The organism is Streptomyces gardneri (genome assembly GCF_006539185.1).
Taxonomy (GTDB): Bacteria; Actinomycetota; Actinomycetes; order Streptomycetales; family Streptomycetaceae; genus Streptomyces; species Streptomyces gardneri.
Genome location: NZ_BJMN01000001.1, coordinates 33638 through 50315, shown reverse-complemented (window position 1 = coordinate 50315; position 16678 = coordinate 33638). Strand labels below are relative to the sequence as shown.

Sequence of the window (16678 nt, the reverse complement as noted above, 5' to 3'; positions counted from 1 at the left end):
ACAGCGCCCCCGCCTCCTCAGAGGTGGGCGGGGGCTGCCGGCTCCGACGCCTGGAGCGCTCGCCGGGGTCTACTTGTCGCGGTCCAGGGAGTCGCGGATGCCCTTGACGCGGTCACGGACCGCCTCGCCCGCTTCCCGGGCCTTGGCCTTCAGCTGGTCCGTCTTGCCTTCCGTCTCCAGGCGCTTGTTGCCCGTCACCTTTCCGGCGACTTCCTTCAGCTTGCCCTTCGCCTTCTCCATGCCTTTGCCGGCCATGACGGACTGCTCCTTTCCTGTGAGTTCGTTCCGTGAGTCACGCTAGTCACGCACCGGGAATCGCGCCCCTCGACGGAACGACTCGTTCAGAACGTGTTGCGGCGCCGCATCCCCATCGGACGGCCGTCCGGATCGACCAGTACGTGGTGCAGGGGGGTCGCCAGCACCTTCTCCGTCCCGGAGAGGCCGGGGGCCGTGTACCCGCGCAGCCGGCCCGGCGGCCGTGGGCCACGGCGGCCGCCTTCGTGCCATGCGTCGAGCACGGCGGCAGCCTCCGCGAAGGCACCGAAGGCGGTCGCCGGGTCACACAGTGCGTCCGGGGCCCCGGGCTGCTGCTCCTCGGGCCCCTGCACGTCGAGGTGCTCGCGCATGAGCTCCAGGCGCAGGTCCCGGGCGAAGACGCGTGCACCGTCTCCCAGTCCCCCGGGGTCGCGCGGCTGCCGCGGGTCCCGGCTCTCGTCGATCACGGCGCAGCTGAGCTCGGAGTCGTGGGTCCAGGAGCGGAGGTTGATGTTGTCGGAGCCCACGGAGGCCCACACGTCGTCGATCACGCACACCTTGGCGTGCACGTACACGGGGGTCCCCGCATGGTTCTCCAGGCCGTACACCGCGACCCGGTCCCCGCCCGCGCGCCGCAGCTCGTCCAGGGCGGTGACCCGCCCGACCAGGTTCATGGGTCCGGTGATCCGGCCGTCCTGCTCCGGGACCGTGGGGATGACTCCGATCATCAGCAGTCCGGGGTTCGCGGACAGCGCCCGGGCGAAGCAGGCCACGACCCTCGGCGACCAGAGGTACTGGTCCTCGACGTAGATCAGCGACCGGGCCCGGCGCAGCGCCTTGAGGTACCCCCGTGCGATGCTCCGCTCCCCGTCGGGGGCGAAGGGGTACCCGAGCAGCAGCCGGTTCGGATAGGTGCGCATGAGCTGCACGGTGTGCGTGCCGCACGGAACGGGATCGGTGACCTGCGGCGGCAGGGTGTCCGCGTCGGTGTCCTCCCGATGCCTCAGGGCGCGCAGCCGGGTGATCGGGCTGCGGGTGAGCGGAGCGGGGTCCTGCCATCGTTCGCGGAACACGGCTTCGACGTCCCCGACGACCGGGCCGCGCAGGGCGAGCTGGACGTCGTGCCACGGCGGGTGCGGGCCGTAGGCGGCGGCCATGGGCAGGGACTGGCGGTCGCCGCGGTGGGTGGCGTCGTCGTTGCGGTTGCGGCAGAGATCGATTCCTCCGACGTACGCCACGTCCAGCTCGGGGCGGCCGGGGTGGCGCAGCACCACCAGTTTCTGGTGGTGCGAGCCGCCGGGCCGCACCCGCATGTCGAGCAGGCACTCGCCGCCCGCCTCCTCGATCTCCTTGCCGAAGCGGCGGTTCTCCTCCTGGCTGAACCGGAGACTGTCCAGGTGGGACCGCCAGAGCAGCCCCTTGACGACGACATGACGCCCGGCCGCCCGGCACAGGACCTTGCCGACCTCGGTGCCCGGCCCGGCGAGCCGCTCCTCGGGATCGCCGCGCCAGTCGGTGAACAGAAGCAGGTCACCCGCGCGCATCTCGCGGATGGCCGCCAGGAGTTCCCCGAAGTACGTGGCGCCGTGGACCAGGGCGTGTGCCTGGTTCCCGTCGGACCAGACCTCCCCGTCCGGGCGGCGCCTGTCCAGGCGCGTCGCCGTGTTGCCGCGTTCACCGGGGACCAGCAGCCACTCTGCGCGCGTCACGTCGGCTCTCCAAGGTGCTCCCGCCACCGGCTGTGGCAGGCGGGGGATGCCGCGTACCGTTCGGCTCTCCCGAGTCTCGTCGGCACCCTCACCTCTCAGCGTCCCACTCCGGGCGGCCCGCGGCTCACGCTGCCGGACGGTGTGCCCGCGGTGGCGGACCGGAGCGGATCACCCGTGCGGCAGGCCGGGCGCGCACTGGGGGCACAGCCCGCGGTAGGTGATCTCGACCCCGGACACGGTGAAGCCGAAGCGTTCCCCCTCCGGGAGGGCGGCCAGTGGGTCGCCGGTCGGGTGGACGTCGCGGATGGTGCCGCAGCCGGAGCACACCAGGTGATCGTGCGGAGGGTGCGCGTTGGGGTCGTAGCGTTTCGCGCGGCCCAGGGCCGAGACCTCCGCCACCTCACCGAGCAGGACCAGTCCGCTCAGGATGGTGTAGACGGCCGCCCGGGAGATCTCGGGCAGCCGCTGTGCGGCGCGGGCCTGCACCTCGTCGGCCGTGAGGTGTACGTGGTCGCCTTCGAGGACCTCGGCGACGACACGCCGCTGGGGCGTGATCCGCCAGCCGCGCGCTCGCAGTCGCTCCAGCAGGTCGCTCATGTCGGTTCACCTGTTCACGCTCGGTGGGGTGGCGGGAGTTTACCGGTAGATATCCCGGTTCCGACGGGAAGCGGAAGGGGTGACTTTCCCCGGGACTGTTTCTCGCACCCCGACAGCGCCATCACGATGATCGGAAAATGACACCTTCCACCGGAATTCGACTTTGTTATGCGGGGGCGCTCTGCGTGTTCCCCTGCCGGTGCGGTCCACGGTGCGCAACCATACGGACGCCGATGCGGTCCCCGCCGGCAGCAGACGGAAACACCGAGACAGAGAGAAGGGACGGACGTGCCCGGCAGCGAAAGCGAAAACCCGGTAATCCCCACCCCCACCCCCACGTCGACCCGCCCGAGCACGAACCGGGACTGGTGGCCCAACCAGCTGGACCTCACGGTGCTCCACCAGCACTCTCCCCAGTCCAATCCGATGGACGAGGACTTCGACTACGCGAAGGAGTTCGCGACCCTCGACGTCGACGCGCTGAAGCGCGACGTCATCGAGGTGATGACGACGTCGCAGGAGTGGTGGCCGGCCGACTACGGACACTACGGACCGCTCTTCATCCGGATGAGCTGGCATGCCGCCGGGACGTACCGCATCGCCGACGGCCGAGGCGGTGGCGGCTCCGGCGCCCAGCGCTTCGCTCCCCTCAACAGCTGGCCGGACAACGCGAGCCTCGACAAGGCGCGCCGTCTCCTCTGGCCGGTCAAGCAGAAATACGGCCGGAAGATCTCCTGGGCCGATCTTCTGGTTTTCGCCGGCAACTGCGCCATGGATTCCATGGGCTTCAAGACGTTCGGATTCGGATTCGGGCGAGAGGACATCTGGGAACCCGAGGAGATCTTCTGGGGGCCCGAGGACACCTGGCTCGGGGATGAGCGCTACAGCGGTGACAGGGAACTCGCCGGTCCTTTCGGTGCCGTCCAGATGGGATTGATCTACGTCAATCCGGAGGGGCCCAACGGCACCCCGGATCCGATCGCGGCCGCCAGGGACATCCGCGAGACGTTCGCGCGTATGGCGATGAACGACGAGGAGACGGTCGCGCTCATCGTCGGGGGCCACACGTTCGGCAAGTGCCACGGTGCCGTCGATCCCTCGTACATCGGTCCGGAACCCGAGGCCGGCCCCATCGAGCAGCAGGGCCTCGGCTGGCGGAACAGGTACGGCAGCGGCAAGGGCGCGGACTCGCTCACCAGTGGGCTCGAGGGCGCATGGACGACCGAGCCGACGAAGTGGGACAACGGGTACCTGGACAACCTGTTCCGGTACGACTGGGAACTGACGACGAGCCCGGCCGGCGCACAGCAGTGGACCCCCAAGGATCCCTCGGCGAAGGGCACGGTGCCCGATGCCCATGATCCGTCGAAGAGGCACGCGCCGATGATGCTGACGACGGACCTCTCGTTGAAGCTGGATCCGATCTACGCGCCGATCGCGAAGAGCTTCCACGAGAACCCGGACAAGCTCGCGGACGCGTTCGCCAAGGCCTGGTACAAGCTGTTGCACCGCGACATGGGACCCCTCTCGCGCTACCTCGGCCCGTGGATTCCCGAACCGCAGCTGTGGCAGGACCCTGTGCCCGCGGTCGACCACCAGCTGGTCAGGGACAAGGACATCGCCGACCTCAAGGCGAGGATCCTCGCCTCGGGACTGTCCGTCCCCCAACTGGTCACCACCGCCTGGGCGTCGGCGGCGAGCTTCCGCGGCACCGACAAACGCGGCGGGGCCAACGGGGCGCGGATTCGACTCGCACCGCAGAGGGACTGGGAGGTCAACGCCCAGCCGGAGGTGACCGAGACGCTGCAGACCCTCGAACAGCTCCAGCAGGACTTCAACAGCTCCAACGGGGCGAAGATCTCGCTCGCCGACCTGATCGTCCTGGGCGGGTGCGCGGCCGTCGAGCAGGCCGCGAAGAACGCCGGGCACGCCGTCACGGTCCCGTTCGCACCGGGACGCACGGACGCCTCGCAGGAGCAGACGGACGTGGAGTCGTTCGCCGTGCTCGAACCCCGGGCGGACGGGTTCCGCAACTACCTGCGGGCCGGTGAGAAGCTGTCGCCGGAGACCCTCCTCCTGGACCGCGCCAACCTGTTGACGCTGACCGCTCCCGAGATGACGGTCCTGACCGGCGGCATGCGGGCCCTGAACACCGGCTTCGAGCGATCCCCGCACGGCGTCCTGACCCACCGGCCGGAGACGTTGACCAACGACTTCTTCGCCAACCTGCTCGACATGGGCACGAAGTGGAAGCCGTCGGCCACGGCGGAGAACGTCTTCGAGGGCGAGGATCACACCACGGGCGAGACCAAGTGGACGGCCACCGCCGTGGACCTCGTCTTCGGTTCGCACTCGCAGCTCCGCGCGATCGCGGAGGTCTACGCCTCCGAGGACGCGGGCGAGAAGTTCGTGCGTGATTTCGTGGCGGCGTGGGACAAGGTGATGAACCTCGATCGGTTCGAGCTCGCGTGAGTCCGATGTCCCGGTCGGCCGTCCGCCGGCGGACCGGGACATCATCAGGCGGTCCGGGAAGCGTGGTGCCCTCGGTCGTGCGGGCGCTCTCCCCCGCCCGGACCCGCTCACCGCGCCGCTCCGTGGTCGCCGCCCTACGCTCGGGGCATGCGACGCGGTCAGATGCGTATGTCCCCCGAGGCCCGGAACGCCCTGCTCGAAGGCCTGCGGCAGATCCGGGCCGAGCTGAAGGCCTCCGTGGAATTTCCCGTGCATGTGCTGGAAGCCGCGCAGGAGGCGAAGGACCATTTCCAGCTGCCCGAGAAGGACGCCACCCACCTTCCGCTGTTCACGATCGATCCGCCGACCTCGCGGGATCTCGACCAGGCGATGCACCTGGAGCGGCGGCCCGGTGGCGGGTACCGCGTGCACTACGCCATCGCCGACGTCACGACCTTCGTCAAACCCGGCAGCGTGATGGAGGCCGAGGCCCGCGACCGGATCGAGACGCTGTACTTCCCCGACCTCAAGGTGCCCCTGTATCCGCCCCTGATCTCCGAGGGGCCGGCCAGCCTGCTCCCCGACCAGGTCGTCCCCGCCCTGCTGTGGCAGCACGACCTCGACGCCGAGGGGAACGTGACCGGCTCGACCGTGAGCCGGGCCAGGGTCCGCAGCCAGGCCAAGCTCGACTATGCCGGGGTCCAGCAGGACATCGACGCCGGCACGGCCATGGAATCCGTCGCCCTGCTGCGTGAGATCGGCAGGCTGCGGGAAGCCGTCGAGGCCGAGCGCGGCGGGGTCGCGGTGAACCTGCCGGACCAGGAGGTCACCCTTCAGGACGGATCGTTCCGGCTGAGCTACGTGGCGACCCTGCCCGTGGAGGGCTGGAACGAGCAGATCTCCCTCATGACCGGAATGGCCGCGGCCCGGATCATGCTGGACAGCGGTACCGGGATCCTGCGGACCCAGAAGGAGCAGACCGACCAGGACGAGGTCGATCGCGTGCGCGGGATCGCGAAGGACCTGGGCATCGAGTGGAAGCCCGACGTCTCGTACGCCAAGCTGGTCAACTCCCTCGATCCGGCCGACCGGAAGCAGATGGCCTTCCTCAGCGAGGCCACCGCCATGCTGCTCAGGGCGGAGTACGCCACCTTCCGCGACCACCGGATCCCGAAGCACACGGGCCACGCGGCGATCGCGGCCCCGTACACCTACTCCACGGCCCCGCTGCGGCGCCTGATCGACCGCTACACCGGTGAGCTGTGCGTGGCCGCGTGCGCCGGCCAGGCCCCGCCGGACTGGGTGCTCAACGCCCTGCAGTGCCTGCCGTGCGACATGGCGCGGGGGAAGGGGAAGCTGGCCGACCGGAGGGCGGTGGACCTGGCGGAGGCCGCGCTGCTGAAGGACCGGGAAGGCGAGATCTTCGTCGGCACGGTCATCAACACCGACGCGGAGGACGGCAGGCCGAAGGAAGGCACGCTGCACCTGGCGGAACCCGCCGTGATGGGCAGGATCACCTCCGACGCCGAGCTCGACCTGGGCACAGGCGTCCAGGCCAGACTCATGCGGGCCGACCCCCTCTTCCCCGGCAAGCACAAGATCCTCTTCCGTACGGCGTAGCGCGCCCGAAGCCTTCGGAAGGCGAGGTGGCAGGATGACGCGGTGTTCGACTCTCCGTGTGAACGGTGGCTGCGCGGCATCGCCTTCAATCCGGCGGCGCCCTCCGACGTACTGGTACGCCTGTTGGATCGAACGGCCGGTGAGGCCGGCCTGCTGATGTGCGAGGGACGCGACCTGCCTGATGCCGTCGTCGATGCCGCCCTGCACCACCCTGCCGGAGTCGTCCGCCGCGCGCTCGCCCGCAACCAGTACGTCGACCCGGCGCGGCTCGCCCGCCTGGCCACGGACCCGTCGGGGCTCGTCCGCGCGTGGCTCGCCTCCGGCCCCCGCGGCTTCCCCCGAAGGGTCCGACCGCTGCCGGACGACATCCTCGTGACCCTCCTGATGGCCCAGGACGGGGGCGAGGACAACAAGGTCACCGCGAAGGAGATCATCGCGGAGCTCGATTCGTCCCGGCAGATCCCGCTGTCCTTCTTCCGCTCCATCGCCGGCCACGAGCACCCCGAACTCCGCAGAACGGCCACCTGGAGGTGGGAGTCCCTCACCCCGGCGCAGCGGGCGGCGCTGCTCGACGATCCGGACCCCACGGTCCGTGAAGCGGCGCAGGACAGGAACTGGAGGCAGGACCCGGAACGGGTGGAGGCCATGCTGCCGTCCTTCGGTTCGCGCAACGAATTTGTGTTCGACTCATGCGCTCTGTCCCCCGCGCTCGTCGAACAGGGCTTCGCGGACGGCACGGTGCTCCCCATGGCCCGGAACCCGCACACCCCGGCCTACGCCCTCGCCCGGCTCACCCGCCACCCCGGCGCGGCTGTCCGCGCCTCGGTCGCCGCCCGGCCCGACGTGGGACCGGACCTGGTGGCGGAGTTGAGGGAGGACCCGCACGAGGGCGTGCGGATGTACGCGCGCCTCCACCCCTTCCCCCGTACCTGGGCGGAGTACCGGGCGATCGATCAGATCGTCGGGCACGGGCCTGACTGCACCTGCCCGATGGGCGAGCCCTTCATCCCGTCGCGTACCGAGCCGGCCGTCGGGCCGTCGCCCGACTGGTTCGCCGCCTGTGCGGTGTCCGAGGAACCCGGGCTCCGCCAGGTCGCGGCGAGTTGGCCGGGCCTGCCGGCGGGGCTCGTCGAGACGCTCGCGCAGGACGACGACGAGGAGGTGAGGATCCGGCTGGCCTGCCACCACCCGCTGGCTCCGCCGCATCTCCTCCTGGATGTCTTCGTCACCCGCCCGGCCCACCGTCCGCACCTGCTGGCGCTGCCCGCGTTCCCCCGTACCGGCTGGGCTCACCTCGTCGACCACTCGGATCCCGAGGTACGCGCCCTGGCCGCAGCCGATCCCGCCCTGCCCGACCCCCCGCTGGAGGACCCCGACGCGTCGGTGCGCCGGGCGGCGGCCACCAACCCGAGCCTGTCACCGGAAGTCCTGGAGACCCTCCTCGCCGACCCCCGTACCGCCGAGAGCGCCGCGTCCAACCCCTCCCTCCCCGTTCCCCGCATGCACGCACTCCTCGACCACTGCCTGCCGGTGAGCTGACATGTCAGAAAACCCAGCGGCCCCACCGGAAACAGATCCGGTGGGGCCGCTGGGGCTTTATACGGTGCCGGTGATGGGGTCATCTCCGGGGGACATGCCGACCTTGACGCATCCGATCACTTTGAGCGGGTGCGGATCGAGATAGAGCTGAAACCAGTATCCCGCTCGTTCGCGCTCGTCCACGTAGCCCATAAGAAGGCCCCGCTCGCCCATTTCGGCAAGACTCGCAAGGCATTCCGTGGCCCCGACGACCGGCCTGCCGCGCCGTTGCGTGGCTGTCACCCTGCGGCGCAGGATGCCCCGAAGTCTCGGCGCCGGAACGGGGTCGGGCCAGACCTTGAAATGCGCTCCGGAAAGCAGTGCATTCTGGGCCTGAACACTGACCTCGGATCCGGACTCCCACGCGGCGAGCAGTTCACTCGCGGATACTTCGTTCATCTCATCGCCGCCTTACGGGTGACCAGGTATTCCCGAGGTCGAAGCTGATCTCGTCGGCCTCGATCTCACCGACGATGAGATGCTCGTCCTCACCCCAGTTCTCATAGGGCGAGTCGTGGATCTGAATATTCCTCGACGGCCCGATGGCGGGATCGATGTTTGCCACCCTGATACGCAGGATCACACCTTCCCCGACCCAGGTCTCGTTCAGCGTCTGGGCACTTTCCGCGGCCGTGTCGGGGTCATCCGTCCACGACGTGAAGGGGCTGTCTGTCTGGTTCGAACCCGAGTGCTGTTGGATGGTCCGGTTGCCCCCGAAGGGAACCGCACGGCCTTCGGCAGCGGCATCGTACTGGTGGTGCCCCCGGGCAAGACCGCGGTACAGATACCCGTCCTGGTTCCTTCCACAGTTGTGGACCAGGAGCGGGGCGCTGCCCGCCACGACATAGTACGTGTGGACGTCCGAGACGGTCAGGTTGTGAACCGTGGCGCCCTGACCGGTCCACCGCTGGACGGCGGTGACCTGTACATAGGTACCCGTGCTGGTCTGCAGCCACTCGCCCGACTTCAGGTCGGTGGCGTCGATCCACCTGCCGAGCTCGGGGACCCAGAAGGGGTGGCCGTCGGTCGCGGTGACCCGGGCCGTCTTCGAGCCGGCCGCACCGTCGACGTCGACGGTGACGTCGACCAGGTTCTTGAGGCCCTGCCCCGTGATCTCCGCGGTGACCGTCTCGATCCGGGTCTCCCCGGTCTTCGGGTCGGTCGCCTTGACCTTGTCGCCGGCCTTGACCTTCTCGATCGGCTTGGTGGAGCCATCGGCCATCAACACCTTCGTGCCGGGCACGAAGCTGTTGTCGGTCGGGCAGGAACCGCTGCCGCCACCGCTGCCGCCACCGGCCTTGCCGGAACCACCACCACCGCTGGAGCCTCCGCTGCTGCGGGAGGAGCCGCCGGACTTGCCGCCGCCTCCGCCGCCGGAGCTCTTGCTTCCGCCGCCCTTGCTCGGTTGCGAGGAGGACTTCGGTGCGGCCTTCGACTGGGACTGCTTCTGGACGGGGTTACCCGTCTTCCGCTTCGCGGCGGCCGCTTCGTCGGCCTTTCTCTTGGCGGCTTCCGCGGCCTTCTTCTTCGCTCTTTGGGCGGCCTCCTTCTTGGCCTTCTCGATAGCGGCCTTCTTGGCCTTCAGTGCGGCTGCCTCGGCTGCCTTGGCCGCCTTCAGCACGATCTCGGCCGCCTTCTTGGCCGCCTTGAACGCCTTGATGGCATCGATCGTGCGGTTGACCGCCTTGATGAGGGACGGGATCTTCCCGAGCTTCATCCAGGGGACGGCGTCGACCACGATGCCGACGCAGGACCACATGTCACCGCCGAAGCACGCCATGGCGTCGTTGATGCCGATGAAGTCCTTCAGCGTCTCCCACGCCACGGCGAGGATGACCGACGTGAGGGACTTGCCCTGCATCGCCTGGGCCTGCGCGACCTGCGCCGCGGACAGACCGGCGCCGGCGAGCGCCGCGGCCTTCTCCGATGCGGTCAGGCTGATCGCGAGCCCGGTCGGGTCGGAGTACGTGACGGGGTTGTTCTGCGCGTAGCCGTACCCGTTCGACTGCAGCGGGTCGTTCAGATCGAGCATCGGGTCGACGGACAGGAAACGTCCGACCACCGGGTCGTACAGGCGGACGCCCAACGGCTGGAAGCCGGAGGAGTCGTCCCGGGTCTTGCCGAGGAATCCCTTGTGGTTCTGGAGGTTGGCACCGGCGGTGCCACGCTCGTTGCCGAAGGGGTCCTGCTTGCGGATGCGTACCGACTGGCCGCCGTAGAGGGCGACCTCCGCATACGCGCTGCCCTGATGATCCGAGGTCTGGGCGACCAGGGTCTCGGCGCCTGTGCCGTAGGCGTAGCGCATGACCGCACCGCCCGGAGCCGGGTAGGTGCGCTGGGTGTTGACGAGGACGCCGCCCTGCTGGACGGTCACCTCGGCCTCGCCCAGGTGGAGGGTCGCCTGCTTGCCCTTGATGGTGAGCAGACGGGAGCCGTCGGGGCCGTAGATGTGACGGGTGTCGTTCTGCGGCAGCCACTGCTGGGCCGCGGAAGCGGCGTCGCAGGTGGCGAGCACGATCGGCGTCGCGTTCACGTTCGCCGCGCCCTGCACCGCGAGGCACAGGGTGGAGTCGACGTGCGTCAGCTGCCCGGAGGCGTTGCGCTTCAGTTCCTGCTTCGAGGTGCCGTCGCACTTCTGGATCTGGAGCGCGGAGCCGGCCGTGTTGGCCGCGGGCTGGAGGCACCAGTTTCCGTGGACCGAGAGCGTGCCCCTGTTGGCATCGGTCTGCGGCGCCGCAGCCGTGCCCGGGGTGGGCGTGAACGTGAAGTTCTGCGCCACCGAGGTGTTGCAGGCGTAGAGCTGGAGGGGCTGGCCGGCCGCGGCCACGCCCGACTTCAGGTCCAGACACTTCTGGCCGAGACCCACGTACGGGGTCTTGCCGCCGGTGCCCGCGCCGGTGATCCGGTCGACCAGACCGTCGTGCGTCCAGCTGAGTTCCTGCTTGTCGCCGTTCTCGACCGAGGTGATCGTCTTGGTCTCACCGGTGAGCTCGTACAGCCGGGTCGCCTCGGCGGTCACCTCGGCGCCGGCCGGCGTCTTGTACTTCTTCGTCACCTTGGTCAGCGAGTGCGGCTGGTCCTTGGCGGCGTTCTTGCCGTACGCGTACGTGGTGACCGCGTTCTTGGTGGTGTCGCCCGTGAGGTCGTTCTCGGTCAGCCGGGTGCGGTTGCCGAGCAGGTCGTACTCGTACTCCTGCCAGTAGCCGGAGCTGTCCGGGCCCACGGCGGCGCGGAGCGTGCCGTCCGTGTTCTTGTTGAGCGAGCCGTCCGGGTTCCTGGGGTTGACGCAGCCCGTCTGGTCCTTGGAGGTCCAGGCGGACTTCAGCTGCCCGACCGGGTCGTAGACGAAGCACTGGCGCTCCGCGATCCCGGTGGACTTCTCCTGGATCGAGGTGACGTTGCCGGCCGGGTCGTAGGTGTACCCCCGGTTCGAGACGAGGTTGCCGCCGACGACGCTCTTGTCGGTGGCGGGGTCGGTGGCGCCCTTCTCTCGATAGACCGACTGCTCGGTGAGCTCACCGCTGGACTCGTCGTAGGCGTTCTGCGTCCACACGCGGTACGGCTGGGCACCGAGCGTGGAGCGGAGCACCTGACCGTACGCGTCGTAGGTGATCTCGGAGCCGTACCAGTCCTTGCCGGAGAGGGAGAGCGGCTTGCCGTCCTTGTTGTAGCGGACGACCACCTTCTCCGAGCCGAACTTGCCCACCTCGGGAAGGGTGGTCTCGTCCAGCATGCCGCGGTCGTTGTACGTGTAGTCGTACCGGTAGTCCTTCTTCAGACCCCAGGTGTCGACGATCGACTGCGGCAGGGACAGCGTGGTCGCGGTCGGCTGGTACTCCTTCGTGTAGCCGTTGACCGCCTGTGTGTACGCCTCTCCGTCGGTGTAGCGGGTGGCGGTGGCGGGCATGCCCTTGCCGCCCGGGACGGTGTCGTACCCGAACGAGGAGAGCAGCTTGCCGGCGGCGCCGACCTCGCGTATCTCCTTCGGACGCGACAACTCGTCGTAGCCGTACCAGACCTTGACGCCACGGTCGTTCTCGGTCGACTGGACCCGGCCGAAGGCGTCGTACGTGTTGCGGCTCGTACCCGAGTCCGGGTCCGTCGACGTCTCTATCTGGCCGTTGCGGCCGTACGTCCACGACCACGGGTGCGTCGGATCCCCCGACGGGATCGCCTTCACGACCTGGCCGCGCGAGTCGATCTGGTAGCGCGTCGACGTGAACCCGCCGGGGGCCGCCGGGTTGAAGGTGTCCGTGCGGACGGTGCGGCCGAGCGCGTCCGTCCAGACGCGGTAGGACGAGTCGCCCTGCGGCTGGATGACCTTCGACCAGTCCTCGCCGTACTCGTAGCGGACGGCCCGGTCCTCGTACGGCTTGGAGAAGGACTCCTTGGTGTCCGGGTCGATCCACTTGAGGTACGGCGTCTCCTGCATCACGCGGCCGAGACCGTCGTAGGTGTAGCGCGTGATGTTGGGAACGGCCGTGTCGGACAGCGGGCTGAACAGCTCGCCCGGCGTCGCGTCCTGGGTCAGGTAGGCGTTGTTGGTCTGGTAGACCTCACCGGAGTTGTTGTACAGCGTGTCGGTGATCAGCCAGCCGGAGTCGTTGTCGGCCTCCTCCTGCGTCTGCCGCTCGCGGCCGAGGCCGTCGTAGAGGGTGACGGAGGTCTCGATCCGGTCCTCGTAGCCACGCGCGTAGGTGGTGACGTACGGAGGCTTGCGGATCTTGAGCTTGGAGTCGGTCGGGTCGGTCGTCTCCTCGGGGATCATGTAGACCGCACGGAAGTCCGCGACGCCGCTGCCGGGGGTACGGCCCGGGGCCCACGCCTCGGACAGGCGACCCATCGGGTCGTAGACGGCCTCGCTCACGTGCCCGTTGGCGTCGGTCGCCTTCACGGTGACCGAGCGGCCCGGCTCAAGCTCCTGGATCTGGCTGTGTCCGAGCACGTTGGTCGTGGTGACCTTGAAGACCTGGCCGGTGGCCGGCCCGATGGGCTCGTACTTGATCGTGGAGGACTTGGGCGTCGGCTGGGTCAGCTGCTCCGCCGGCGTCTGCTTGACCACGCGGCCTACGGCGTCGAACTCCTTGGTGCCGTCGGACTGGAAGCCGGTGCCGGCGCCGTTGAGCGACCACGCCTCGCTGGCCAGACCGCGGGTCGAGGCACCGAGTGCGGTGCCGTACGCCATACCGTCGTAGGCCGCACGGTTGCCCGCGCTCAGCGAACCGTAGTCCGCCCAGTCGGCCTTCGCACAGGTCGTCGGCGAGACCAGGACCTGCTTGGTCAGACCGATCAGGTTCTTCGCCGTCTGGTGGACGTACTCCGACTTGGTGCAGAACTCGTCACCGGGCTTCTCGGTGTCGCCGAGCGACTCCACCAGCGTCGGCAGACCGTACGTCGACTCGTACTCCGTCGTCGTCTTCACCGTGCGCAGCGTGCGCGCGTCGTCGGTGTTGGTGCCGGACGACCGGGTGTACGCGATGTCCTCGGGCTCCGTGACCCGCCACGCCCGCAGGGGGCTCAGGCCGTCGTCGCGGTTGCGCCTGGCGAGTTCGGTGGCCGCGGGCTTGGTGGTGCTGCGGCTCATCCACTCGGAGTCGGCCTTGGTGGAGTCGAGGTAGGTGAGCTCCTCGGCGATCCGGCCGGCGAACGGCTCCTCGTCCTTGGCGATCTCGACACCGGCGATGTCCTTGACGGACACGGTGTCGCCGAGGCCGCGGAAGAAGCGCGTGACGGCCTTGGAGCGCTGGCCGGGGGCGTCCGCGGTGTCCTCGACGACCGGACCCGTGAGGACCGTGGTCTGCTCGACGCCGGCGAACTGCGAGTAGGTGCGCGTGGACTTCTTGGTGAACTCGGCCTCGGCGAGCTTCCAGGCCGGGTTCTTGTACTGGTACTCCGTCCTGGTGGGGAAGCTGCCGTCGATGTTCGGCAGCTCCTCGACCGTGTCCACGACGTACTTGTGGAACCAGTCGATGTCCTCGAACTCGGAGTCCGGGTTCCAGAACGACGGGTAGCAGAGACGGTCGTTCGCCTTCAGCGTCGGCTGCAGCCTGGCGATGGCCTGCGCGCGGGTCTCCCCGGACTGCTGGACGATCCGGGGCAGGTCGCCGGACGCGCAGTCGCCGGCGGCCGGCTTGTACGTGACGATGGTCTCGCCGCCGTACTCGTTGACGACGCGTCCGATGCGCAGCCGCGAGAAGCCGGGCCGGTGCGGGTTGTACTCCACGACCCGGTTCGGCATGTCCTCGGCGTGGGGCTCGAACTTCACCGTGTTGAGCTTGACGCTCGCGTCGGTGGTGCCCTTGCGGGCGTAACCCGTGCGCTGGATGGACTCCAGCCACAGGGCGGTGTTCGGGCCGGTCCGCAGCTTGGCGAAGCTCTGCTTCAGGGCGTACTCGTCGACGACCTGGCGGGCGGTGGTGTCGGTGCGCCGCTGGGCCGAGGTCGTGATCGTGTCGAGACGCTTGCGGGTCCAGAAGGACGGGCCTGCGTTCCAGCAGGGCTTGTCGGCCTCACAGCGCATGTCGACGGGGGTGTCGAACCACGGCCGGTAGTTGCGCGGGTCCTTGGAGAGGTAGTTGGCGTTGGAGCAGGTGACGTCGTCGACGGTGTAGCAGCGCTCCGCCACCGTGAAGCCGACACGGGCCGGGGCCGTCGCGGTGAAGATGTTGTCCTTGCGCTGGCCGTAGTAGATGTGGTCGAGCCAGCCGTCGCGGTCGTAGGCGACCGGCGCCTTGAAGTTGAAGTTCCGGGCGTAGTAGTTCTGCTCGTCCTTCTTCCACCACAGCGACATGGCGTTGCCGTGGACGTCCTCGACGTAGTCGAGGCCCCAGCGCCAGGCCTGGGTGCAGAAGGAGTTGGTCCAGTCGGTGGTCGTCGGGCCCTTGTAGCAGTCCTCGCCGCTGTGGTTGCCGTAGACGGGGACGGTGAGGACGGAGTCCGTCGTCGGGTCGTCGTCGGTCTTCTCGGCGGTGCCCTTGTCGGACCAGCCCGGCAGCTTGTTCATGCCGAAGTGGTACTTGGTGCCGTCCTTGGTGGTGACGACCCAGTACTCGTTGAGCCGGGCGCCGTTGCCGCGGTCCGTGCCGGTGATCCGCTCGACCTTGGAGCCGTCGCCGCTGGCGGTGACCCACGTGCTCTTGGTCTCGTCCCACACCAGCTCGGTGGTCATGCCGCCGAGTGAGAGGGTGGCGTTCTCCGAGCCCCAGCACAGGTCCGCGGTGCGGTGCGTGGAGTTGTTGGAGCCCGGCTTCTTCGAGTCCTGGCGGCAGTTGGCGTACGTGCGGGTGATGGAGCCCGCGTTGTAGTCCCAGCCGTCGCCGATCCAGGAGGCCTGGTTGTTGCTCGACGAGGTGCGGCCGTCGACGGACTGCGAGGAGTACGACAGCGGGATCTTCGGCATCAGACCGCCGGCGGTCTCCGGGACCTGCACCTGGTACGCGTAGGTGAAGGCGCCCGAGGACGAGCCGGACGACCAGGAGCCGGAGGACAGCAGCGGGGAGGCCGTGAAGTCGCCCTGCACCGAGGAGCCGGTGTCGAGGCCGCCCAGGGCGTTGCCGCCGTTCGTGGAGACCGCGGGCCGGACCCCGTCCTGGTAGGACGCCTTCGTGGCCTTGGCGGGGACGAAGCCCTCGCCGACGAGGCTGGAGACCGGGACCGTGCCACTGAGGACCTGGCGGGTCTTGGCGTTCTTGGCCGCGGTGGCCCGGGTGGGCGCGTCCTTGGCCGGCACGGTCTTCACCGTGCTGCGCAGCCGCTGGAAGTCCTTCTTGCCGTCCTTGACGTCCTTGTCCCCGTCGGAGCCGGACATCGCGGTCATGCCGCCGCCGGCGGCGCAGTCGCCCTCGGTGGGGGTGGAGTAGACGCACTCGGGCAGCAGCACCAGACCGAAGCGGTCGGCGGCCGCCGGTCCGTACATGTCGCGGAAGCCGGTGTAGTCGATGTCGACCGCCACTTCGGCGTTCGGGTCGACCGTGGCCGGAGGCGTGAGCTTCATGACGATGCCGGAGACGCCCGCGCTCTGCGAGGTCGTCTGCGGGGCCACGCCCACGGTCCAGTTGCCGGCGAGGGCGGCGGGATCGCCGCCCTCGGGTACGCCGATGGCGACGGGCAGGGTGGTCGCGCCGGCCTGGACCGCCTTCATGGTGCCGGGGGCGTCGGTCGCCGCGATCGGCACGCTGCCGGTGCCGGAGGCCCACGCCGCGGTGTTGGTGGGCGTGTACAGGGTGACCGGGTTCTCCGGTGCCAGGGACAGCGTCTTGTCGGCGGCGTCGTTGCCCGCGACGTCGCTGGCCTCCGGCAGGTCCGGCAGGTCGACCTCGGCGACGCTCTGTTCGCGGTTCATGCCGGGGCCGGGCACGGCCAGCGCCTGGCCGGCCAGGCTGGTCACCGTCAATGTCGAGGACAACAAGAGGACGATCGCCGTGCGGCTTCGCCGCCGGCGCCTTCGTTGTGACTCCGTCAAGGCTGGG

At 69.2% G+C, this 16678-nt stretch carries 8 protein-coding genes; 3 read left to right on the top strand and 5 right to left on the bottom strand.

All coding sequences use genetic code 11. The annotated features are described in order from the left end of the window. Positions 1-69 precede the first annotated feature (69 nt). The 3 genes from SGA01_RS00175 to SGA01_RS00165 all read right to left on the bottom strand — a co-directional run bounded on the left by SGA01_RS00175 (position 70) and on the right by SGA01_RS00165 (position 2561). On the bottom strand, positions 70-255 hold the full coding sequence (locus SGA01_RS00175; RefSeq protein ID WP_141292258.1) for a CsbD family protein: 186 nt from the start codon (positions 253-255) through the stop codon (positions 70-72). Positions 256-341: 86 nt separating this feature from the next. Next, on the bottom strand, positions 342-1964 hold the full coding sequence (locus tag SGA01_RS00170) for a phospholipase D family protein (protein ID WP_141292257.1): 1623 nt from the start codon (positions 1962-1964) through the stop codon (positions 342-344). Between the two features lie 168 nt (positions 1965-2132). Then, entirely contained in the window at positions 2133-2561 is a 429-nt protein-coding gene (locus tag SGA01_RS00165; protein ID WP_141292256.1) for a Fur family transcriptional regulator, read from the bottom strand. Positions 2562-2849: 288 nt separating this feature from the next. Between SGA01_RS00165 and katG the strand changes: the two genes are divergently transcribed. The 3 genes from katG (at position 2850) to SGA01_RS00150 (ending at position 8171) form a co-directional block, all read left to right on the top strand. After that, entirely contained in the window at positions 2850-5033 is a 2184-nt protein-coding gene (katG, locus tag SGA01_RS00160; RefSeq protein WP_141292255.1) for a catalase/peroxidase HPI, read from the top strand. A gap of 147 nt (positions 5034-5180) precedes the next feature. Then, complete coding sequence (locus tag SGA01_RS00155) at positions 5181-6632, top strand: RNB domain-containing ribonuclease (protein ID WP_229917665.1); 1452 nt, start codon at positions 5181-5183, stop codon at positions 6630-6632. Between the two features lie 42 nt (positions 6633-6674). Then, a complete protein-coding gene (locus SGA01_RS00150) occupies positions 6675-8171 on the top strand; it encodes a hypothetical protein (RefSeq protein ID WP_141292254.1) in 1497 nt (498 codons plus the stop codon). Positions 8172-8228: 57 nt separating this feature from the next. On the opposite strand, the gene SGA01_RS00145 is transcribed toward SGA01_RS00150, so the two are convergent. Together SGA01_RS00145 and SGA01_RS00140 are read right to left on the bottom strand one after the other, a co-directional pair. Continuing rightward, on the bottom strand, positions 8229-8609 hold the full coding sequence (locus SGA01_RS00145) for a hypothetical protein (RefSeq protein ID WP_141292253.1): 381 nt from the start codon (positions 8607-8609) through the stop codon (positions 8229-8231). A 1-nt stretch (position 8610) separates the two neighbouring features. Beyond that, positions 8611-16551, bottom strand: coding sequence for a ricin-type beta-trefoil lectin domain protein (locus tag SGA01_RS00140; protein ID WP_229917733.1), 7941 nt, complete (start codon positions 16549-16551; stop codon positions 8611-8613). Positions 16552-16678: the final 127 nt, after the last annotated feature.

Bases quoted from the DNA above. Each gene is read 5' to 3' on its own strand.
- SGA01_RS00140 (WP_229917733.1), bottom strand. From the start codon at position 16,551: ATGAACCGCGAACAGAGCGTCGCCGAGGTCGACCTGCCGGACCTGCCG.
- SGA01_RS00165 (WP_141292256.1), bottom strand. From the start codon at position 2,561: ATGAGCGACCTGCTGGAGCGACTGCGAGCGCGCGGCTGGCGGATCACG.
- SGA01_RS00175 (WP_141292258.1), bottom strand. From the start codon at position 255: ATGGCCGGCAAAGGCATGGAGAAGGCGAAGGGCAAGCTGAAGGAAGTC.
- SGA01_RS00145 (WP_141292253.1), bottom strand. From the start codon at position 8,609: ATGAACGAAGTATCCGCGAGTGAACTGCTCGCCGCGTGGGAGTCCGGA.
- SGA01_RS00155 (WP_229917665.1), top strand. From the start codon at position 5,181: ATGCGACGCGGTCAGATGCGTATGTCCCCCGAGGCCCGGAACGCCCTG.